21 protein-coding genes are annotated in these 20,583 nt (G+C 72.9%); 1 reads left to right on the top strand and 20 read right to left on the bottom strand.

Features of this window, described 5'->3' with window-relative positions:
- Positions 1-43: 43 nt before the first annotated feature.
- The 17 genes from ACFY7E_RS29300 to ACFY7E_RS29380 form a co-directional block, all read right to left on the bottom strand.
- Positions 44-610, bottom strand: a complete 567-nt coding sequence (locus tag ACFY7E_RS29300) for a TetR/AcrR family transcriptional regulator (protein ID WP_389490180.1) — start codon at positions 608-610, stop codon at positions 44-46.
- Between the two features lie 53 nt (positions 611-663).
- Positions 664-1,500, bottom strand: coding sequence for an RNA polymerase sigma factor WhiG (whiG, locus tag ACFY7E_RS29305; RefSeq protein WP_030690634.1), 837 nt, complete (start codon positions 1,498-1,500; stop codon positions 664-666).
- 245 nt (positions 1,501-1,745) lie between these two features.
- Complete coding sequence (gene dprA / locus ACFY7E_RS29310; protein ID WP_389490076.1) at positions 1,746-3,023, bottom strand: DNA-processing protein DprA; 1,278 nt, start codon at positions 3,021-3,023, stop codon at positions 1,746-1,748.
- Complete coding sequence (locus tag ACFY7E_RS29315) at positions 3,020-4,633, bottom strand: YifB family Mg chelatase-like AAA ATPase (RefSeq protein ID WP_389490078.1); 1,614 nt, start codon at positions 4,631-4,633, stop codon at positions 3,020-3,022. The genes dprA and ACFY7E_RS29315 overlap by 4 nt, the downstream gene beginning before the upstream one ends.
- A complete protein-coding gene (locus ACFY7E_RS29320; RefSeq protein ID WP_389490080.1) occupies positions 4,633-5,088 on the bottom strand; it encodes a YraN family protein in 456 nt (151 codons plus the stop codon). The genes ACFY7E_RS29315 and ACFY7E_RS29320 overlap by 1 nt, the downstream gene beginning before the upstream one ends.
- 131 nt (positions 5,089-5,219) lie before the next feature.
- Positions 5,220-5,528, bottom strand: coding sequence for a DUF2469 domain-containing protein (locus ACFY7E_RS29325; RefSeq protein ID WP_005311352.1), 309 nt, complete (start codon positions 5,526-5,528; stop codon positions 5,220-5,222).
- A 55-nt stretch (positions 5,529-5,583) separates the two neighbouring features.
- Entirely contained in the window at positions 5,584-6,147 is a 564-nt protein-coding gene (locus ACFY7E_RS29330; RefSeq protein WP_389490082.1) for an NUDIX hydrolase, read from the bottom strand.
- A complete protein-coding gene (gene lepB / locus ACFY7E_RS29335; RefSeq protein WP_389490084.1) occupies positions 6,144-6,908 on the bottom strand; it encodes a signal peptidase I in 765 nt (254 codons plus the stop codon). Before lepB (ACFY7E_RS29335) ends, ACFY7E_RS29330 begins: the two co-directional genes overlap by 4 nt.
- Positions 6,909-6,961: 53 nt before the next feature.
- A complete protein-coding gene (gene lepB / locus ACFY7E_RS29340) occupies positions 6,962-7,882 on the bottom strand; it encodes a signal peptidase I (protein ID WP_389490182.1) in 921 nt (306 codons plus the stop codon).
- Entirely contained in the window at positions 7,851-8,834 is a 984-nt protein-coding gene (gene lepB, locus ACFY7E_RS29345; RefSeq protein ID WP_389490086.1) for a signal peptidase I, read from the bottom strand. Before lepB (ACFY7E_RS29345) ends, lepB (ACFY7E_RS29340) begins: the two co-directional genes overlap by 32 nt.
- Positions 8,827-9,699: a signal peptidase I gene (lepB, locus tag ACFY7E_RS29350; RefSeq protein WP_389490088.1), complete on the bottom strand. Its 873-nt coding sequence runs from the start codon at positions 9,697-9,699 to the stop codon at positions 8,827-8,829. The genes lepB (ACFY7E_RS29345) and lepB (ACFY7E_RS29350) overlap by 8 nt, the downstream gene beginning before the upstream one ends.
- Positions 9,700-9,768: 69 nt before the next feature.
- On the bottom strand, positions 9,769-10,119 hold the full coding sequence (gene rplS, locus ACFY7E_RS29355) for a 50S ribosomal protein L19 (protein ID WP_015036473.1): 351 nt from the start codon (positions 10,117-10,119) through the stop codon (positions 9,769-9,771).
- A 129-nt stretch (positions 10,120-10,248) separates the two neighbouring features.
- Positions 10,249-11,070, bottom strand: coding sequence for a tRNA (guanosine(37)-N1)-methyltransferase TrmD (gene trmD, locus ACFY7E_RS29360; RefSeq protein WP_389490091.1), 822 nt, complete (start codon positions 11,068-11,070; stop codon positions 10,249-10,251).
- Complete coding sequence (gene rimM, locus ACFY7E_RS29365; protein WP_389490094.1) at positions 11,067-11,636, bottom strand: ribosome maturation factor RimM; 570 nt, start codon at positions 11,634-11,636, stop codon at positions 11,067-11,069. Before rimM ends, trmD begins: the two co-directional genes overlap by 4 nt.
- Positions 11,637-11,744: 108 nt before the next feature.
- Positions 11,745-11,984 (bottom strand): RNA-binding protein, encoded by a 240-nt coding sequence (locus tag ACFY7E_RS29370; protein ID WP_383447305.1) that lies wholly within the window; start codon positions 11,982-11,984, stop codon positions 11,745-11,747.
- Positions 11,985-11,986: 2 nt separating this feature from the next.
- Complete coding sequence (gene rpsP / locus ACFY7E_RS29375; RefSeq protein WP_030690646.1) at positions 11,987-12,430, bottom strand: 30S ribosomal protein S16; 444 nt, start codon at positions 12,428-12,430, stop codon at positions 11,987-11,989.
- 155 nt (positions 12,431-12,585) lie between these two features.
- Complete coding sequence (locus tag ACFY7E_RS29380) at positions 12,586-13,179, bottom strand: hypothetical protein (protein WP_030223094.1); 594 nt, start codon at positions 13,177-13,179, stop codon at positions 12,586-12,588.
- A gap of 409 nt (positions 13,180-13,588) precedes the next feature.
- Here ACFY7E_RS29380 and ACFY7E_RS29385 point away from each other — a divergent pair, with 409 nt between their 5' ends.
- The gene (locus tag ACFY7E_RS29385; RefSeq protein WP_389490097.1) at positions 13,589-14,320 is read left to right on the top strand and encodes a class I SAM-dependent methyltransferase; all 732 of its coding nucleotides are present in this window, start codon (positions 13,589-13,591) and stop codon (positions 14,318-14,320) included.
- 12 nt (positions 14,321-14,332) lie between these two features.
- On the opposite strand, the gene ftsH is transcribed toward ACFY7E_RS29385, so the two are convergent.
- The 3 genes from ftsH to ACFY7E_RS29400 all read right to left on the bottom strand — a co-directional run bounded on the left by ftsH (position 14,333) and on the right by ACFY7E_RS29400 (position 20,571).
- Positions 14,333-16,291 carry an ATP-dependent zinc metalloprotease FtsH gene (gene ftsH, locus ACFY7E_RS29390; RefSeq protein ID WP_389490099.1) on the bottom strand — a complete coding sequence of 653 codons (1,959 nt, stop codon included), beginning with the start codon at positions 16,289-16,291 and terminating at the stop codon, positions 14,333-14,335.
- 143 nt (positions 16,292-16,434) lie between these two features.
- The gene (ffh, locus tag ACFY7E_RS29395) at positions 16,435-17,988 is read right to left on the bottom strand and encodes a signal recognition particle protein (RefSeq protein ID WP_383446534.1); all 1,554 of its coding nucleotides are present in this window, start codon (positions 17,986-17,988) and stop codon (positions 16,435-16,437) included.
- Between the two features lie 114 nt (positions 17,989-18,102).
- A complete protein-coding gene (locus ACFY7E_RS29400) occupies positions 18,103-20,571 on the bottom strand; it encodes a [protein-PII] uridylyltransferase (RefSeq protein ID WP_389490101.1) in 2,469 nt (822 codons plus the stop codon).
- Between the last annotated feature and the right edge of the window lie 12 nt (positions 20,572-20,583).

A 20,583-nucleotide genomic window follows, 5' to 3' on the forward strand; every position in this document is an offset into this window, starting at 1 on the left:
GGGAGGAGGGGGGAGGGGAACCCCGGACGTTTCCTTCGAGCGGTCAGGCCGGAGAGCCGTTGACGCCGTGGAGGGCCATCGTGACCGCCGCCTCGGTGATCTCCGCGGGGTCCTCGGCCGCGCCGAGTTCGAGGCGGCGGACGGCGGCGTCGACGACGCCCTGGAGGAGCATGGCGGCCAGGCGGGGGCGGGGCCGGCCCAGGGCGGCGAGCGCTTCGACGACCATGGTGACGAGGCCGCCGTGGGCCGCGCGGATCTTCTCGCGGGCTCCGTCGTCCAGCTCGCCGGCGGAGATGGCGACGACCGCGCGGTGGCGCCGGTCCCCGACCAGTTCCAGCTGCTTGCGGACGTACGCCTCGACCTTGTCCTGGGGCGTCCCGGCGGCGGCCATGGCCAGTTCGACCTCGGCGGCCCAGACCGGGAAGTCGACGGCGCACAGCTCCTCGACGACGGCGGCGCGCGACCGGAAGTACTCGTAGACCGACGAGCGGGCGAGGCCCGTGCGCTCGGCGAGTGCGGGGAAGGTCAGCGCCTCCGTCCCGCCCTCGGACAGCAGGGAACGCGCGGCGTCCAGCAGGGCGCCGCGCTGCATCGTCCGGTGCTCGGCCACGGAGGCCGCTCGAATCCTGGGCACGGCTCCACTGTACGACCGGACCGCGTCGCTCAGCGTCCGACGTCGGCCAGTTTGGCCCGGAGCTGGAGGACGGACTTGGTGTGGATCTGGCTGACGCGGCTCTCTGTGACGCCCAGGACGTGGCCGATCTCGGCGAGCGTGAGGCCCTCGTAGTAGTAGAGGGTGACGACCGTCTTCTCGCGTTCGGGGAGCGTGTTGATGGCGCGGGCGAGCAGCCGGCGCAGCTCGCGGTCCTCGGCGACCTCGACGGGGTTGTCGGCGGCCGTGTCCTCCAGCGTGTCCATCAGGGAGAGCCGGTCCCCGCCCTCGCCGCCGACGTGCAGCAGCTCCTCCAGGGCGACCACGTTGGCCAGGGACAACTGGCTGAAGACCGCGTGCAGTTCCTCCAGGGTGATGTCCATCTCCGCGGCGACCTCGCTCTCGGAGGGGGTGCGGCGGAGCTGGGCCTCCAGGGTGGCGTAGGCGCGTTCGACGTTCCGCGCCTTCTGCCGGACGGAGCGCGGGATCCAGTCGAGGGCGCGGAGTTCGTCGATCATGGCACCGCGGATGCGGGTGATGGCGTACGTCTCGAACTTGATGGCGCGCTCGACGTCGAACTTCTCGATGGCGTCGATGAGGCCGAAGACGCCGGAGGAGACGAAGTCGGCCTGTTCCACGTTGGACGGCAGCCCGACGCTGACCCGACCCGCGACGTACTTGACGAGGGGCGAGTAGTGCAGGATCAGCTGCTCCCGCAGCCGCTCGTCGCCCGTGTCCTTGTACGACCGCCACAGTTCGTCGAGGGAGGTCGGTGCGGGCGGTCGCACGGTGCCCCGGGCCGCTGGGGGCACCGCAGCGCGGTCAGACCCGGAGGTGTGCTGGGGCATGCGTTGCCTTGAGCCGTTCTGCTGTCGGGTGTGTCGGTGTGGGCGTGGGTGTCGTGGAGGGAATCCCGGTGAGCGTAGCGTGAGTGAGCCGTCGCGGTGAGCGAACATCGGTGGATCGCGCCGCTCCGGGTGGACGCCGTCGGCCACATCTTCGAACCGGGGCCGTGGCGCGGGTCGGCCCCTCGGAGGCGGTCGAGGGAACTCGATTGTTCATCGGCTTCACCTTTTCACCCGAATGCTCCGGGTCAAGTACCGCCTCGCCGCGCGTTCGACGCTTGTGTGGCGGTGTTCGTCAGCCGCCAGCCCTCTCCGTACCGTTCGACGAAGCCGAGGGAGTGGAGTTCGTACAGCTTGGCGAGGGTCTCGTCGGGGTGGGTACCGGCGCGGTGGGCGACGACGGTGGTGGGGGTGGGTCCGCGGGCCGGGACGGCCTCCAGGACGTGTGCCGTGGCGGGGGCGAGGAGGTCGCGGGGAAGGACGGGCCCCCGGCGCTCCGGGGCGAGCTGGCCCATGTCCCCGACGAGTTCGACGATCTCCTCCACGTCGGTGACGAGGGTGGCGTCGCCGCGCAGGAGTTCGTGGACGCCCGCGGAGAGCGCGCTGGTGGCCGGCCCCGGCACGCCCATCGTGTGGCGGCCGAGCCGCGCGGCGGCGCGGGCGGTGGAGAGGGAGCCGCTGCGGTGCTGCGCCTCGACGACGACGGTTCCGCGGGTGAGGGCGGCGATGACGCGGTTGCGGAGGATGAAACGGCTGGAGGTGGGGTGGCCTCCTGGCGGCAACTCCCCCGCGACCAGGCCTTGTTCGGTGATGCGTCGGATGAGCCGGTCGTGGCCTCGGGGGTAGGGGACGTCGACGCCGCAGGCGAGGACGGCGATGGTGGCGCCGTCGGCGGCGAGGGCTCCCCGGTGGGCGGCGGCGTCGATGCCGTAGGCGGCTCCGGAGACGACGACCCAGCCCGTTCTCGCGAGGCCGGTGGCGAGGTCGGTGGCGATGTGGGCGCCGTAGGGGGTGCAGGCGCGGGCGCCGACCAGGGCCACGGAGCGCAGGGCCCAGGTGCGCAGGTCGGCGGGGCCCCGGAGCCAGAGGCCGACGGGGCGGGCGTCTCCGAGGTCGTCGAGCTGTCGGGGCCACTCGGTGTCACCGGGGATGAGGAAGCGGCCGCCGAGGGCGTGGACGGCGTCGAGGTCGCGGGCGGGTTCGGCGGCGGCGGCGCGCAGTCGCCAGGAGGCGACGCGCTTGCGTCCGGTGCCGGGGAAGGGGCCCTCACCGGGGTGGGAGCCGTCGGAGCGGGTGTCACCGGGCCGGATGTTGTGGGAGTGAGTCTCGTCGAACCGGGTTTCGTCAGGTCGGTCGTCGTCGGGTCGGAGGAGCCGTTCGAGGAAGCCGGTGGCTCCGTACCGGCGGATCCAGCGGCCGGCGTACTCGTCGCCGGGTTCGACGATGCGGGTGAGGGCGGCGCGGGCGAGCCGTTCGTCCGTGAAGGCGCCGGGAGCCGTGGAGGCGGTGGAGGCGGCGGAGTTCATGCGCGGCCCCCCGTCACGACGGGCACGCCGCGGGCGACGCCGGTGCGCATCTCCAGGGCGAGGGCGATGTCCTGATGGTCCGGCCGGTCGTGTCCGGCCAGGTCGGCGGCGGTCCAGGCGACGCGCAGGACGCGGTCGAGGCCGCGGGCGGTGAGCAGTCCGCGTTCGATGTCGCGTTCGGCCTCGACGAGGGCCCCGGGCGCGGCGTGGTAACGGGTGCGGAGTTCGTGGCCGGGGATCTCGCTGTTGACCCTCCAAGGGGTGTCGGCGAGGCGGGCGGCGGCCCGGGCTCGGGCCTCGCGGACGCGCTCGGCGACGACGGCGGTGGTCTCTCCCCTGCCGCCTTGTCCGAGCAGGTCGGCGCGGGTGACGGGCTCGGCCTCGACGCGCAGGTCGACCCGGTCGAGCAGGGGCCCGGAGAGACGCGCCTGGTAGCGGCGGACGAGCGAGGGCGGGCATTCGCAGCCGGCGCCGTGCAGGGTGTGCCGTCCGCAGGGGCAGGGGTTCGCGGCGAGGGCGAGGAGGAAGCGGGCGGGGAGGCGGACGACACCGGCGGCGCGGGCGATGACGACGCGCCCGGATTCGAGGGGCTGGCGGAGCGCGTCCAGCGCTTTGCCCGAGAACTCGGGCGCTTCGTCGAGGAAGAGGATGCCGCGGTGGGCGAGGGAGACGGCGCCGGGCCTGGGGAGTCCGTTCCCGCCGCCGACGAGGGACTGCATGGTGGCGGAGTGGTGGGGCGCGCAGTAGGGGGCACGGCGGACCAGGGGTTCGCCGGGCGGGAGGATGCCTGCGACGGAGTGGACGGCGGTGACCTCCAGGGACTCCTGTCGGGTGAGGGGCGGGAGGATGCCGGGGAGGCGCTCGGCCAGCATGGTCTTTCCCGCTCCGGGCGGCCCCGAGAGCAGGAGGTGGTGGCTGCCGGCGGCGGCGATCTCCAGCGCCCGGCGAGCGTGGTGCTGACCGGCGACGTCGGCGAGGTCGGGTCCTTCGACGGGGTCGGCGGCGAGACCGGTGCCGATGCCGGCGCCGGGGACGAGGAGCCCGGCGAGCATGGCGTCGGGCCGTCCCTCCTCGGTGGGTTCCTCGTCGGGGACGGGTTCGTCGGTGAGGACGGCGATCAGCTGGCGGAGGCTGCGGACGCCGAGGACGGAGACTCCGGGGACGAGCGAGGCCTCGCCCGCGGTCTGTTCGGGGACGACGACCTGCCGGTATCCGGCGTCGGCGGCGGCGAGGACGGCGGGCAGGATGCCGCGGACGGGGCGGACGCGTCCGTCGAGTCCGAGTTCGCCGATGAGGACGAGGTCGGCGATGGCGCGCGGGTCGATCCGCTCGGCGGCTCCGAGGACAGCCGCGGCGACAGCGAGATCGAATCCACTGCCGCCCTTGGGGACGGACGCCGGGCTGAGGCCGACGGTGAGTTTCTTCTGGGGCCATTCGGCGCCGGAGTTGACGACGGCGGCACGGACGCGGTCGCGGCTCTCGGTGAGGCTCTTGTCGGGGAGGCCGACGAGGGCGAAGGCGGCGACACCGGGTTCGAGGTCGGCCTGCACCTCGACGACGACGCCCTCGACGCCGACGAGGGCGACGGAGCAGGTGCGGGCGAATCCCATCAGGCCACCCCCTGGGCGTGGGTGAGGACGGGGGCGCCTCGGCGGGGCAGGACGATGCCGACGAGGTCGATGCGGACGCCACCGGCGGGGGCCGGGGTGCCGCTGCGGTCGAGCCAGCAGTCGGCGAGGCGGCGGAGCCGTTCGGCCTTGCGGGGCGTGACGGCCGCCATCGGGTGCTCGTAGGCACCGTGGCGCCGGGTCTTGACCTCGCAGATGACGAGGGTGTCGCCGTCACGGGCGACGATGTCGATCTCGCCGGCCCGGCCGCAGCGCCAGTTGCGGGCGAGGATGTGCATGCCGGTCGCGGTGAGCCGACGGGTCGCCAGCTCCTCCCCGTACCGTCCGAGCGCACGGGTGGCACCGGCCTTGCCGGTCACACCGGTCGCGCCGGCCTTGTCGCTCGTACTGCTCGTACTGGCCGCATTGGCCGCACTGGCCGTGTCGGTCGTGTTCATACGAACCACCTCCGTCACCGACTGTGACGGGGTGGCGCGTTCCGCGTGCGGGGCTGTGGACGGCCGAGGGGCTGTGGAGAATACCCCTCACTCGTGAGAGTGATCACCCGGCGGCGTTCCCGCCGCCTTCCTCAGCTGCCGGGAAGTTCGAGGTCGCTCTTGTTGAGCTCCTCGATGTTCACGTCCTTGAACGTGAGAACCCGCACCTGCTTGACGAACCTGGCCGGCCTGTACATGTCCCAGACCCAGGCGTCAGCCATGCTGACCTCGAAGAAGACCTCACCCTGCACCGAGTGCACCTGCATCTCGTAGTCGTTGGTGAGGTAGAAACGTCGCTCGGTCTCGATCACGTATTTGAACAGGCCGACGACGTCGCGGTACTCCCGGTAGAGCTTCAGCTCCATCTCGGTCTCGTACTTCTCGAGGTCCTCGGCGCTCATGGCATGTTCCCCTTCAGCCGTGCGTCCCCCCATTGTGCGCCAGCCGTACGCGTCCCTAGACGATTTCCGGGGCGAGGACGACCGGTGCACGCGGAGGTCCCTCGTCGAGCAGCGTGCGGAGCAGCTCGGCGAGCCTGGTCGGGTACACCGTCTCACGGGCGGCCGACAGTTCGGCGGAGGTCCACCATCTCAGGCCCGACAGACTGCGGGTCTCCAGCTCCGTGAGGGCCTGCGGCCCGGGCGCGGCACCGGCCCTGCGGGTGCGGGCGAGGTAGTACCACTCGTCCTGGTCCCAGCGGCGTCCGGCGAAGGGGAAGGAGCAGTGCCGGGTCCAGAGGACGGGTCCGAGGTCGACGCCGGTGATGCCGGTCTCCTCCGCGAGTTCGCGCAGCGCCGCCGCTTCCCGGCTCTCGTCGCCCTCCAGTCCCCCGCCGGGGGTGAACCACCAGGAGAGACCGGGATCCTCGGGCTCGTGGCCGTGCAGCAGCAGGACGCGGTCCTCCGGATCGAGCAGGACGACCCGCGCGACCTTCCGCACCACGGGCCCACGCGCACCCGGCGAAGGCTCCCCCGCACCCGGCGCGACCCCCTCCACAGGCTCCCCCGCGCGCTCCGTCATACCCCCGCCCCCGTCCGGACCCCCGCCCGCCGGTCGCCCGGGCGTCGGTCCAGGAGCCGCGCCACCGGCCCGTACGCGGCCCCCGCGAGGACCAGTACGCCGCCGGCCACGATCATCGTGAGGAGGGGCGTGAACGGCCCCGGCCGCGAGACGCCGCCCGGGAGGCCGGCGAAGCCCGTCGGGCGGTCCAGGAGCCCCTTGGCGGGCCAGACGACGGCGTCGACCCTGCCGACGACCATCGAACGGGGCACGGAGCCCCGGCCGGCCTCGTCGAGGTGGCTGCGGGAGTCGAGGGAGGTGTGCCGGTCGTCGCCGAGCAGGAAGAGGCTGTCCTCGGGGACGGTCACGGAGAACTCCTGGCCGGAGGCGACCGTACGGCCGTTCACCCCGGGCCCGAGGTACGGCTCGTCGACGGCCCTGCCGCCGACGGTGAGCCGCCCGTCCGCGTCGCAGCAGGCGACGGTGTCGCCGCCGACGGCCACCACCCGCTTGACCATGGGCGAGGAGCTCCAGAGCGGATCGTTGAAGACGACGACGTCGCCGCGCTTCACCTCGGCCCCGTCGACGCGCTCGGCGAGCACGCGCGAGTTGACGTCGAGGGTGGGGGTCATGGAGTCGCTGGGGACGGTGTACGGCCGGTAGAGCAGGGCTCCCCAGACGAATCCGCCGAGGAAGAGCACACAGCCGACGGCCACGGCCAGCCCCGACAGCACGCTGCCGAGGCGGCCGCGGCCGCCCTTGGTCCGTATGGTTCCGCTCATGTGCACCCCAGAGGTCTGTCGACGGTCCGGGACGGCACACTACCCGCGGGCCGTTACCCGGCGGTATGCCGCGCGAGCTGCTTCTTCCGGCGCCACAGGACCAGCGGGAGCGCTCCGGCGACGCTCGCCGCGCCGAGCGGGGCGGCGGCCACCGCCTTGTTCAGGGCGGGGTCGTCGAAGATGCCGGGCACGGGGAGCGTGGCCCAGCGGGTGACCGGCCAGGCGACGACGACGGCACGGCCCACGACCAGGTCGTTGGCGACGGTGCCGCCGCCCGGGAGCTCCTGGTGGAAGCGGGAGTCCAGGGAGTTCTGGCGGTTGTCGCCCATGACCCAGATGCGGCCCTCGGGGACCTTGATCGGGCCGAAGGAGTCCTGACAGGGCACGGAGCCGGGGTAGAGGTACGAGGTCTCGTCGAGCGGCACCCCGTTGAGGACGACCTTGCCGCCCTCCTTGCAGGAGACGGTGTCGCCGCCGACCGCGATGACGCGCTTGATGAGGTCCTTCTCCTCGGCGGACGGCATGAGGCCGATGAAGCTGAGGAACTTCTGGACGACGTTCGGCTTGGGCGTCACCGCGGTCTCCAGCCAGCCGCCCGGATCGTGGAAGACGACGACCTCGCCGCGCTCGGGCTCGGAGCCGAACCACGGCGTCAGCTTGTCGACGAGGACCCGGTCGCCCTTCTTGAGGGTGTTCATCATCGATTCCGAGGGAATCGAGAACGCCTGCACCAGGAAGGTCTTGATCAGCAGCGCGAGCACCAGCGCGATGCCGATGAGGAGCGGCAGCTCCTTCCAGAAGGAACGCTGCCTCCTGGGAGCCGTACCGGTCCCGCCCGTCTCGTCGTCGTGCGGCGTCCCGCCGCCGTGCGACACCTCGTCACCCGTCACGTTGCCACCCGCCACATCGTCAGCCCTGGCCTCGCCGGCCCTCTCCTCGGGCTCATCGTGTCCGGATCGTGCGCCGACGGCCAAATCCCCCACATCCACTCCTCAGTCCGTGCGAACGCCCGTCCCGGAACAGGGACGGGCCCACCACTCCCATAACGAGCAGAAGTTCCGCAGGGGTCGGGAGCCCGGGCAATCCGTTCAGATTCCGCTGGGACACACTATGCGACGGACCGAGCGCCCCATCGGACCCCGCACGGGCGTCCGGCACTCCGGCGAAGGTTCCCCGTTCCTCCAGGCGCCGCCAGTGGCCGACGGGCCAGACGATCGCCACGGCGCGCCCCACGACCTGGTCCTCCGAGACGGTGCCGTGGTCCTTCTCGTCGAGGTGGTAGCGGGAGTCGGCCGAGTCGGAGCGGTGGTCGCCGAGGACGAAGATCCGGCCCTCGGGGACCTTCACCTCGAAGGGGATGCTGGACGGCGGATTCCCGGGGTGCAGGTACGGCTCGTCCAGCGGTACGCCGTTGACGGTGATCCGCCCGTCCTCGCCGCAGCAGCGCACGGTGTCGCCGCCGACGGCCACGACCCGCTTGATGAGGTCCCGCTCGTCGGCCGAGGGCAGCAGCCCGATGAAGGTCAGGGCCTGTTTGGCCTGCTTGAGGCCGACGGGGTCGTCGGCGGGCGGGGCGGCGTCCTCGGGGAGCCAGTTGCCGGGGTCCTCGAAGACGACGACGTCGCCGCGCTGCGGGCGGGAGCCGAACCAGGGGGTGAGCTTGTCCACGAGCACCCGGTCCTGGATCCGGATCGTCTGCTCCATGGAACCGGAGGGGATGACGAACGCCTGGACGAGGAAGGTCTTGAGGACGAGGGCGATGAGTACGGCGACCGCGACCAGGATCGGGATCTCCCGGATCGCGGAGCGCTGCCGGCGCCGCTTGACCTTGCGGGCGAGCTTGCGCCGTTCGGCCCGTCCGGGCAGGGCGGGGCCCTGCTCGGGGGCGTGTCCGGCCCCGCCGGCGGGGCGGCCCCGGCTACCCATGGCCCGCTCCGCCGCCCGCGGGCCCCGTCGGGTGTCCACCGGCCGGTGGCGCCGGTACGGCGTCGAAGCCGTCCGTGCCCGCCACGCCGGTCCAGCGGCCGAAGGGCCAGGCGATCCAGTCGGCGCGACCGACGACCCTGTCGACGGGGACCATGCCGCCGCCGGGGCTGCCCAGGTGGTCCCGTGAGTCGCTGGACTGGCTGCGGTGGTCGCCCATGACCCAGAGCCGGCCCGGGGGAACGACGATGTCGAAGGGCACGGCGGAGGGCTGGTCGCCGGGCATCAGGTACCGCTCCACGACGGTGACGCCGTTGACGGTGAGCCGGCCGTCCTCGTCGCAGCAGACGACCCGGTCGCCACCGGTGCCGACGACCCGCTTCACGAAGTCGGTCTCGGCGGGCTCCGCGAGTCCGAGGGCGGCCGCCGCGTCGCGCAGCAGGCCGGTGACGGGGTCGCCCTCGGGCTCCTCCCGCACGAAGGAGCCGGTGCCGTCGAAGACGACGACGTCACCGCGGCGCGGCTCGTCCCCGAAGCGGTACGCCAGTTTGTTCACCAGGATCCGGTCGCCGACCCGGAGCGTCGGTTCCATGGAGCGGCTGGGGATGAGGAACGGCTGCGCCACGAAGTGGCTCAGGAGCAGCAGGAAGACCACGCAGGCGCCGCCCACGAGGGCCGTGCGCCGCCAGGAGGGCCCGCTCTCGGAGTCCTCGGCGCTCCCGGCGTCTTCCGTGTCCCCGGCGTCCCCGGCGTCTTCCGTGTCCCCGGAAACGCGCGCGGAGCGCGGCCCTTCCTCCGTGCCGGGATCCCTGTCGGGATCCGCGTCGGAGGAGGGGCCGCGCTCCGTGTGCTGTGCTTCGGTGTCCATCGCCGGGCAAGCCTATCCGGCCTGCCTGTGAGGGGAGTCGGAAGCGTGGCGCGTGCCGGGAGCCGGGGCTCAGCGGTCGCGCTTCTCCTTGATCTTGGCGGCCTTGCCGCGCAGCTCGCGGAGGTAGTAGAGCTTGGCGCGACGGACGTCACCGCGGGTCACGAGCTCGATCTTCTCGAAGATCGGGCTGTTGACCGGGAAGGTGCGCTCGACGCCGACGGAGAACGAGACCTTGCGGACCGTGAAGGTCTCGCTGACGCCCGAACCCTGGCGGCGGATGACGACGCCCTTGAACTGCTGGATGCGGGAGCGGTTGCCCTCGATGACGCGGACGTGCACGTTGACGGTGTCGCCCGGGCGGAAGGCGGGGAGGTCGGAGCGGAGCGAACCCGCGTTGACCTGGTCGAGCAGGGAGGCCATGGAGGTCTCTTTCCTCGCTGATGCCACAGGTCATCAGCGGTACGTTCGTGAAGGACGTGGAGCGTCTTCCGCTCCTGGCGGCGTCGTTCCCCCTGTGGCAGGGGCGCGCGCCGGACGGACGACAGCGCCCTATTCTTCCACGTCCCCGACCCTGCGCCAAAATCGGCCGCCGGGCTCGGGAGCCCACCCCATCATCGAGAGGATCTCCCGGTCCTTCTTGTCGAAGGCGGCCGGGTCGCAGCGCTCGATGAGGTCGGGCCGGTGGGCGGCGGTACGGCGGAAGGCCTCGTCGCGCCGCCAGCGGGCGATCTTCCCGTGGTGGCCGCTGAGGAGGACGTCCGGGATGCCCCGGCCGCGCCACTCGGGGGGCTTGGTGTAGACGGGGCCCTCCAGGAGGTTGGCCATGGCCCCGGGGGCGAAGGAGTCGTCCCGGTGGGACTCGGCATTGCCGAGGACCCCGGGCAGGAGGCGGGCGACGGCCTCGGTGACGACGAGGACGGCGGCCTCCCCGCCGGCCAGGACGTAGTCGCCGATGGAGACCTCGTAGACCGGCATCCGGGTCTCGTACTCGTCCACGACGCGGCGGTCGATGCCCTCGTAGCGGGCCGGGGTGAAGATCAGCCAGGGCCGCTCGGAGAGTTCGACGGCCAGTTCCTGGGTGAAGGGGCGGCCGCTGGGGGTGGGGACGACGAGGACGGGGCCGCGGGCGCCGCCCTCGTATCCGTCGGCGAGCGTCCGGTCGAGCGCGTCGCCCCAGGGCCCGGTCTTCATGACCATGCCGGGGCCGCCGCCGTACGGGGTGTCGTCGACCGTGTTGTGCCGGTCGTAGGTCCATTCCCGCAGGTCGTGGACGTGGACGTCGAGCTGTCCTCGCGCGCGCGCCTTGCCGACGAGGGAGACGTTCAGCGGTTCGAGGTACTCGGGGAAGATCGTGACGACGTCGAGCCTCACGCGTCCCCCTCGCGGGACTCGTCCTCGGACTCCTCGCGGGAGGGGACGATCTCGGCGCGGTCGTCGATCAGGCCGGGCGGCGGGTCGATCACGGCCCGCTGCTCCTCCAGGTCGATCTCGGTGACGATCTCCCCGACGAAGGGGATCATCAGCTCGGTGCCGTCGGGGCGTTCGACGATGAAGAGGTCCTGGGACGGCAGGTGGGAGATCTCGGTGATGCGCCCGATCTCGGTGCCGTCGGCGAGGACGACGTCGAGGTCGATCAGCTGGTGGTCGTAGTACTCGTCCTCCTCCTCGGGCATCTCCGTGGGGTCGACCTCGGCGATGAGGAGGGTGTTGCGCAGGGCCTCGGCGCCGCTGCGGTCGCGGACGCCCTCGAAGCGCAGCAACAGGCGGCCGCTGTGGACGCGGCCGGTCTCGATGGTCAGCGGCCCGGTGGAGGCCGGGTCGGTGAGCAGGACGGCGCCGGGGCCGAGCCGGAGCTCGGGCTCGTCCGTGCGCACCTCGACGGTGACCTCGCCCTTGATGCCGTGGGCGCGCCCGATCCGCGCGACTACCAACTGCACTGCTTCACTCTCTCCTGTCACACAGCTCGTACGACAACGGGCCGGGGCGGGCTCGTAAGCCCTCCCCGGCCCGTGCCGGCACAACTCAAGGTGATGCTGCCGGCCTTCTCAGCGAACCTGGTCCACGTCGACGAGGTCGACCCGGATCCCACGGCCGCCGATGGCCCCCACGACGGTGCGCAGCGCACGCGCGGTGCGGCCGTTGCGGCCGATCACCTTGCCGAGGTCCTCGGGGTGGACCCGGACCTCCAGCACGCGGCCCCGGCGCAGGTTGCGCGAGGCGACCTGCACCTCGTCGGGGTTGTCGACGATGCCCTTCACGAGGTGCTCGAGAGCCTCCTCGAGCATGATCAGGCCTCGGTCGACTCGGTGGACGCGGCCTCGGCCTCGTCAGCCTTCTTGTCGGCCTTCTTGGCCTTCGGGGTGATGGCCTCACCCTTGTCGTCGCCACCCTCGAGGGTCTTCGCGAACTCGTCGAACGAGGCGCGCTTCGCCTCCTTGGTCGCCGGAACGAGCAGGGCCTTCTCGGGGGCCGGGAGGCCCTTGGCCTTCTGCCAGTCACCGGTGAGCTTCAGGATGGCGAGGACCGGCTCGGTCGGCTGGGCGCCGACGGACAGCCAGTACTGCGCACGCTCGGAGTCGACCTCGATGCGCGACGGGTTGTACGTCGGGTGGTAGAGGCCGATCTCCTCGATCGCGCGACCGTCACGGCGGGTGCGGGAGTCGGCGACGACGATGCGGTAGTGCGGCTGGCGGATCTTGCCGAGACGCTTGAGCTTGATCTTGACTGCCACTGGAGTGGTGTCTCCTGGTCTATGACGTGGTTGGGCACTTGAGATGCCACGTGGGGTTGCGGTACTCGGATGCCCGATGGACGCGTCAGCCGGAGGAGAGAGGGGTCCTGTGCGACTGTCGAGTACAGCTAGCCATTGTGCCACACGCCGCGCGGTCAGTTGGCTGCGCCCACCGTCTCCGGGATGCGGAAGGGTTTGCCGCAGCCGCCACAGACGATCGGGGCCTGAGCCAGGACCGACGGGACCACGCGCACGTTGCGCCCGCAGTCGCAGACGGCCTTGACCCGCACGCCGCCGCCCGAGGAACCGTGCCGGGCGGCCGGTCCGCGGAAGGAGCGCTTGGTGTCGGCGGCCGTGGCGACCGTGTGGGCCTTGAGGGCGCGCTGGAGCCGTTCGATGGTGGGCCGGTAGCGCCGCCTGGCCTCCGCGTTGAGCGTGACCAGGGAGAAGCCGCTGCTGGCGTGCGGCTCCTCGGGATGGTCGAGGCCCATCTCCTCGGCGATCGCGAGGAAGCGGCGGTTGTGGTAGCGGCCGGCGCGCGAGGTGTCCCGGACGCCTCTGGCGGCGGCGATGCCGTGGACTGCCTCGTGGAGGAGTCGTTCGAAGGAGAGTTCGGCGCCGCAGGCGGACGAGGACTCTCCGATGAGGGATTCGGGCGCGGCAAGGTCGGGCAGCTCGGGGTGGTGCCGCTGAATGTCGGCCCACGCCTGTGCCAGCTCTGCGGCGAGAACAGGTGGTGTCGTGCTCACGTCGGGTACAACGAGCCGGAACGCCCTCGGGTTCCATTCCGGGGCATCCCAAATATTTTGCACGTACCAGTCAGTTGCCGTTGATGCGTCCCGACGAGGGCCAGTGCGTCGATCTGCGGAGAAGCCGCGCGGGAGGCCTCAAGCCCGTACGTAGCGGCGCATACGCCCCGGCGCGCGGTCGGGCCGTGTACGCCCCCGGCTCCGAAGGACCCGAGCGCGTGCCCCCTCCGTCCGGGGGCCCGGAACGGGCGCGAAGCGTCGCGGGGACACTACCGGGTCGGCGCGCGCGGGCGCACACCGCCCCTCCCCCGGACGAATCGGTCCGCCCCGACCACTGGACGCGGCACCGGAAGGGGAGTTCCCTGACTACGGGGGGCTGTCGTCCGAGCACTGATTGGGGCGCTTATCCATGACACCTACGCTCGTCCCGCACCACCCCGCGCGCGACTGGGCCGAGATCCAGGAACGGATGCTCGTCCCCCTCTACGAGGCGGTGTACGACCGCGTCGGCGTGGGCGGCGGCTCCCGGGTTCTCGGCCTGGGCTGCGGCTCGGGCCTGGCCCTCCTCATGGCGGCCGCGCGGGGCGCCCGGGTGGCCGGCGCGGACCGGGACCACGCGCGCGTGGAGCTGGCCAGGGAGCGGCTCCCGGAGGACGTGGCCGTCACCGAGGAGCCGCCGGAGTGCGCGCCGTACGACGTGGTCACCGCCTTCCACGCGACGGACGGCCTCCTCCCGGAGCTCGTGACGGTCACCCGTACGGCTCAACCGGGCACGACCGTCGTCCTCGCCGGCTGGGGGCCCCCGGAGCGGTGCGCCACGGAACCGGTCCTCCGGGTCGCGGCCCGGCTCGCCGACCGCCGCCCGGTGGCGGGCCCCGGGCCCGACCTGGACGCGCTCGCGGCCGCGGCGGGGCTGCGGACGGCCGGTTCGGGCCGGGTGGCCTGCCCCTTCGGGTACGCGGACGAGGCCAGCGCGGTGCGGGGGCTCCTCTCGACGGGCGCCTTCGACGAGGCGGTCCGGGCCACCGACCCCTCGCAGGTCGAGAAGGAGATCGAGGAGGCGCTCGCCCCGTACGTCCGCCCGGACGGGACGGTGTGGATGCCGAACGTCTTCCGGTACGTGATCACCCGCACGCCCTGAGAGCGCCCTCTCTCACGCCCCCGGCCGCTCCGGGTTCGGGCCCACGCCCGGCTCGGGGCCCGGGGCCGGGCGGGCGACGCCCGCCGCGCGGTAGGCCGCGTCCTCCTCCAGGGTCTCGTTCTCCAGGAGCGCCTCGGCCAGGGCGTCCAGCTTGTCGCGGTGGTCGTCGAGCCGCCGCAGCGCCACCTCGTAGCACTCGTCGACGATCCGCCGCATCTCCCGGTCGACGGTGTCGAGGGTCGCGGGGGCCGCCGACAGGCCGTACGCCTGCTGGGCGTCGCTCGGGATGGCGGTGAGGCGGCCGACGCGCTCGCTCATCCCCCACCGGCCCGCCATGCCCCGGGCGATGGTGGTGACCTGCTCCAGGTCGCTCTCGGCGCCGGTGGTGATCACGCCGAAGACGACCTGCTCGGCCGCCATCCCGCCGAGGGCGCCGACGATCCGCCCGCGCAGGTACTCCTCGGTGTAGGCGTACTTGTCGGCGTCGGGGGTCGACAGGGTGACGCCCAGGGCCCGGCCGCGCGGCACGATGGTGATCTTCCGGACCGGGTCGGCGCCGGGCTGGAGCATGCCGAGCAGGGCGTGGCCGCTCTCGTGGTACGCGGTCCGCCGCCGCTCCTCCTCCGGCATCACCAGGGGCCGTTCCGCGCCGAGCTGGACCTTCTCCAGGGCGTCGGACAGATCCGACTGCGTGACGGCCTTCTGCTCGCGCTTGACCGCCAGGAGCGCGGCCTCGTTGGCGAGGTTGGCGAGCTCGGCGCCGGTCATGCCGGGGGTCGTGCGGGCCACCTGCTCCAGGTCGACGTCCCCGGCGAGCGGGATCTCCCGGGTGTGGATCCGCAGGATGGCCGCGCGGCCGCCCCGGTCCGGCGGGTTGACGTGGACGATCCGGTCGAAGCGGCCGGGCCGGGTGAGGGCGGGGTCGAGGACGTCGGCGCGGTTGGTGGCGGCGAGGACGACGACCCCCTCGGAGCCGGTGAAACCGTCCATCTCGGTGAGGATCTGGTTGAGGGTCTGCTCGCGCTCGTCGTGGCCGCCCATCCCGGAGCCGCCGCCCCGGGCCCGGCCGATGGTGTCGATCTCGTCGATGAAGACGATCGCCGGGGCGACCTTGCGGGCCTCGGAGAACAGCTCCCGCACCCGGGAGGCGCCCACGCCCACGATCATCTCGATGAACCCGGAGGCGGAGGCCGAGAAGAACGGCACCCCGGCCTCTCCCGCGACGGCCCGCGCGAGGAGCGTCTTGCCGGTGCCGGGCGGTCCGGCGAGGAGCACGCCGCGGGGCATCTTGGCGCCCATCGCCCGGTAGGCGTCGGGGTTCTTGAGGAAGTCGACGACGTCGTTGAGCTCGCCCTCGACCTCGTCGATGCCGGCGACGTCGGCGAAGGTGGTGCGCTTCCCGGTCTCCAGCTCCACCGGCTTGGGCGGCTGCTTGCGGCCCAGCATGCCGCCGGCGCCGCCCATGCCCGCGCTCATCCGGCGGGCGATGAACACCCAGAGCAGGACGAGCAGCAGCATCGGGGCGAGCGAGAGGAGCAGATTGGCCAGGAAGCTGCGCTCCTGGACGACCGGCTCGGCGGTGACGACGACGTTCTGCTCGGTCAGCTGCGTCCACAGGTCGTCGTCGGCGAAGGCGGGCCGCTGGGTGGTGAACTTGGTGTAGTCGCCCTTGCCGTCGGGGACGGGCCGCTTGTCCTTCAGCTGCCCCTGGATCGCGTCGCCCTTGGAGTAGATCTTGGTGACGTTCCCGGCGGCGACCTGCTTGTCGAACTCGGTGTACGAGATCGTCGGGCCGTCGCCGTCGTTGAAGAACGACAGGACGATGTTGGCGATCAGGTACACGACGAGCGCGGTGAGGATCAGTCCGCCCCAGCCGCCCGGCATCCGCTTCTTCGGCGACGGGGGCGGCGGTGCCCCTTCCGAGCGCCAGGGCTGGTCGGTCCGGTCGCGCGGGGGTGCGGGGTCGGCCACGTGACTCTCCTCGGGGCGGCAGTGGCCCCAGTATCGGAGAGCGGGAGGAACCGGGCATCGCGGGCGGCGCGGAGGAGTGAGGGGGACGGGAAGGGGCCCGGGGCGGTTCCGTACCGCCCCGGGCCCCTCTCCTCACGCCTCGGTCAGCCCATGAACTTCTTGAACTCGTCCGGCAGCTCGAAGTCCTTCGGGGTCTGGCCCGCCCCGGGCAGACCGAAGGCGCCGCCCTGCTGCGCCTGCTCGCGGCGCTCGGCGGCGGCCTGCTCCTCGGCCTTCCGCTTCATCGGGTTGCCGCTCTTGCGCTTGCCCTTGGCCTGCTTGACCTGCTTCTTCTGCCGGCCGGGGCCGCCGCCCATGCCGGGGATGCCGGGCATGCCCGGCAGGCCGCCGCCCTGGGCCATGCGGGACATCATCTTGCGGGCCTCGAAGAACCGCTCGACCAGACCCTTGACCGCGCTGACCTCGACGCCGGAGCCCTTGGCGATACGGGCGCGGCGGGAGCCGTTGATGATGGTCGGGTCCTGGCGCTCGGCCGGGGTCATCGACTTGATGATGGCGGCCGTGCGGTCGACGTCCTTCTCGTCGATGTTGTTGATCTGGTCCTTCATCTGGGCCATGCCGGGGAGCATGCCGAGCAGCTTCGAGATGCTGCCCATCTTGCGGACCTGCTCCATCTGGGCCAGGAAGTCGTCGAGCGTGAACTCCTGGCCCTTCTTCGACGCGAGCTTCGAGGCCATCTTGGCGGCCTCTTCCTCGTCGAAGGTCTGCTGGGCCTTCTCGATGAGGGAGAGCATGTCGCCCATGCCGAGGATGCGGGACGCCATGCGGTCCGGGTGGAACGCGTCGAAGTCGTCCAGCTTCTCGCCGTTGGAGGCGAACATGATCTGCTTGCCGGTGACGTGCGCGATGGAGAGCGCGGCACCGCCGCGGGCGTCGCCGTCGAGCTTGGAGAGCACGACGCCGTCGAAGCCGACGCCGTCGCGGAAGGCCTCGGCGGTGTTGACCGCGTCCTGGCCGATCATGGCGTCGACGACGAAGAGGATCTCGTCGGGCGAGACGGCGTCGCGGATGTCCGCGGCCTGCTGCATCAGCTCCTGGTCGATGCCGAGGCGGCCGGCGGTGTCGACGATGACGACGTCGTAGAGCTTGGTGCGCGCGTGCTCGATGGAGTCCTTGGCGACCTGGACCGGGTCGCCGACGCCGTTGCCCGGCTGGGGGCCGTAGAAGGCCACGCCCGCGCGGTCGGCGACGACGGAGAGCTGGTTGACGGCGTTGGGGCGCTGGAGGTCGCAGGCGACGAGCAGCGGGGAGTGGCCCTGGCCCTTGAGCCAGAGGCCGAGCTTTCCGGCGAGGGTGGTCTTGCCGGCGCCCTGGAGACCCGCGAGCATGATCACGGTCGGACCGGACTTGGCGAACCGCAGGCGGCGGGTCTCGCCGCCCAGGATGGAGACCAGCTCGTCGTTGACGATCTTGATGACCTGCTGGCTCGGGTTCAGAGCCTTGGAGACCTCGGCCCCGAGGGACCGCTCCTTGACGTTCCGGATGAACTCGCGCACGACCGGCAGGGCGACGTCGGCCTCGAGGAGGGCGATACGGATCTCCCGGGCCGCGCTGTCGATGTCCTGCTCGGAAAGGCGACCCTTGCCCCGGAGGTTCTTGAAGGTCGCGCTCAGGCGGTCGGAGAGAGTATCGAACACGGCGCTCGTCGGTCCTTGAGGTCGGGGGCGGAGAATCGCCCTCCAGGGTATCCGGCCCCGCGAAGAAAACGTCCCCGCCCACCGGGAACCGGCGAGCGGGGGCGCGTCCCCGGGTCACCCCAGCGCCGCCTCCAGCGTCCTCGCCAGGTCCACCGCCTCCTCCGGCGGCAGCAGGGAGCCGTCCGGCCGGGTCACGTACAGGGTGTCGACGGCGTTGGCGCCCAGGGTGGAGACGTGCGCGCTCCTGACCCGGACCGCCGCTCCTTCCAGGGCGCGGCCGATGCGGTGGAGGAGGCCGGGGGCGTCCTGGGCGCGGACCTCGATGACGGTGGCGAGGCGGGAGTCGGCGGCGGCGACGGTGACCCGGGGCGGCGGGGCGGTGAGGCCCCGGCGCCGGGGGTAGGCCGCCTCGCGCTCGGCGAGGCGGGCCGGGATGTCGAGGGAGCCGTCGAGGGCCCGGACGAGGTCGGCGCGGAGTCGGGCGGCCTCGGGCAGGGAGCCGTACTCGGCGGCGACGCGCCAGTCGAGGACGAGGACGGAGCCGGAGCCGAGGCCGGTGGGGAGGTCGACGGCCCGCAGGTCGGCGGCGCGGACGGTGAGGCGGTGCAGGGCGAGGACGCCGGCGACGGCGGGCAGGACGCCGGGCCGGTCGGGCAGGGCGATGACGAGTTCGACGCCGACGGGCTCGGGAGCGGGCTCGTCGGCGTCGGCCGTGTGCTCGTCCCGGGTGTGGAGGGCGAGGACGGGTTCGCCGGTGCGCAGGGCCTCGATGGCGAGGCGTTCCTGTTCGGCGCTGGGGGCGGCGGCCTCGGGGTCGGGCAGGGGTTCGCCCGCGAGGACGCCCGCGACCCGTTTGACCAGGTCGGCGACGAGCGAGGCGCGCCAGGAGGACCAGGCGGCGGGGCCGGTGGCGAGGGCGTCGGCCTCGGTGAGGGCGTGCAGGAGCTCCAGGGTGCCGAGGGTGCCGACGGCGGTGGCGACGGCCCGGACGGTGGCGGGGTCGTCGAGGTCGCGCCGGGTGGCGGTCTCGACGAGGAGCAGGTGGTGGCGGACGACGGTGGCGACGGTGGCGGTGTCGGTGCGGTCGAAGCCGACGCGGGCGGCGAGGTCGCGGGCGATGGTCTCGCCGGCGACGGAGTGGTCGCCGGGCCAGCCCTTGCCGATGTCGTGGAGGAGGGCGGCGACGAGGAGGAGGTCGGGGCGGCCGACGCGGCGGGTGAGCGAGGCGGCGCGGACGGCGGTCTCGACGAGGTGGCGGTCGACGGTCCAGGTGTGGACGGGGTTGCGCTGGGGGCGGCAGCGGACGCGTTCCCAGTCGGGGAGCAGCCGGGTGACGATCCCCTCGGCCTCCAGGGCCTCCCAGACGGGGACGGTGGCCTCGCCCGCGCCGAGGAGGGTGACGAGTTCCTCGCGCGCCTCGGCGGGCCAGGGCACCGGGAGGGGTTTGGCGGTGGCGGCGAGGCGGCGCACGGCGTGCGGGGAGAGCGGCAGGCCGGACTGGGCGGCCGCGGCGGCGGCCCGCAGGGGCAGGACGGGGTCGCGCTCGGGTTTGGCGGTGCGGGCGAGGACGGCCTCGCCGTCCATCTCGACCACGCCCTCGGCGAGCGGGGTCCGCTCGATCGGGGGCTTGCCGCTGGGGCGGCCGGCTCCGGACCGGCCGCCCAGGAGGGACCGGAGCCGGGGGCGGGCCGAGCGGGCCTTGAGGACGCGGTTGACCTCGCGCCAGGTGACGTCGGTGGCGTACGAGATGGTCCGGGCGGCCTCGTACACCTCGCGGAGCAGGGTGTCGGCATCGAGGAGGCCGAGTTCGGCGGCGACGGCGTCCTGCTCCTGGAGGGCGAGCCGGTCGGTGGCGCGGCCGGTGGCCAGGTGGAGGGCGTCGCGGGTGTCGAGGAGGCGGCGGCGGGCGCGGTCGAGTCCTTCGCGGGGGGCGTCGGCGAGCCAGGAGGCGGCGACGGCGCGCAGGGCCTGGGCGTCGCGCAGTCCGCCGCGGGCCTCCTTGAGGTCGGGTTCGAGGAGGAACTGGAGCTCGCCCATGCGTTCGGCGCGCTCGCGGCAGAGTTCGTCGAGTTCGGGGAGGCGCTTGGGCGCCTGGTTGCGCCAGTCGGCGAGGACGGTGGTGCGCAGGGCGGCGACGAGTCCGGCGTCTCCGGCCAGCGGCCGGGCGTCGAGGAGGCCGAGGTGGACCTTGAGGTCCTCGGCGGCGGTGGCACGGGCCTCGGCGGGGGTGCGGACGGAGTGGTCGAGGGCGAGGCCGAGGTCCCAGACGGGGTACCAGATCCGGTCGGCGAGGGCGGCGATCGCGGCCCTGTCGGCGGTGCCGTCGTGGAGCAGGAGGAGGTCGAGGTCGCTGCGGGGGGAGAGTTCGGAGCGGCCGTAGCCGCCGACGGCGACGAGGGCGGTGCCGCGGGGCGGGGCGGCGGCGGCGAAGAGGCCGGCCAGCCAGTCGTCGGTGAGGCGGGCCAGTGCGGTACGGCGCGGCGGCCCGGACCGCTCCTTCTCGTGGAGGAGGAGCAGCCGGGCCGCCGCGTAACCGCCGGGTCCCGCGTCTTCGTTCTGCTTACTGACTTCGGGGCTCGTCACCCGGCGGCTCCT

Source organism: Streptomyces sp. NPDC012825, from assembly GCF_042900925.1.
GTDB lineage: Bacteria > Actinomycetota > Actinomycetes > Streptomycetales > Streptomycetaceae > Streptomyces.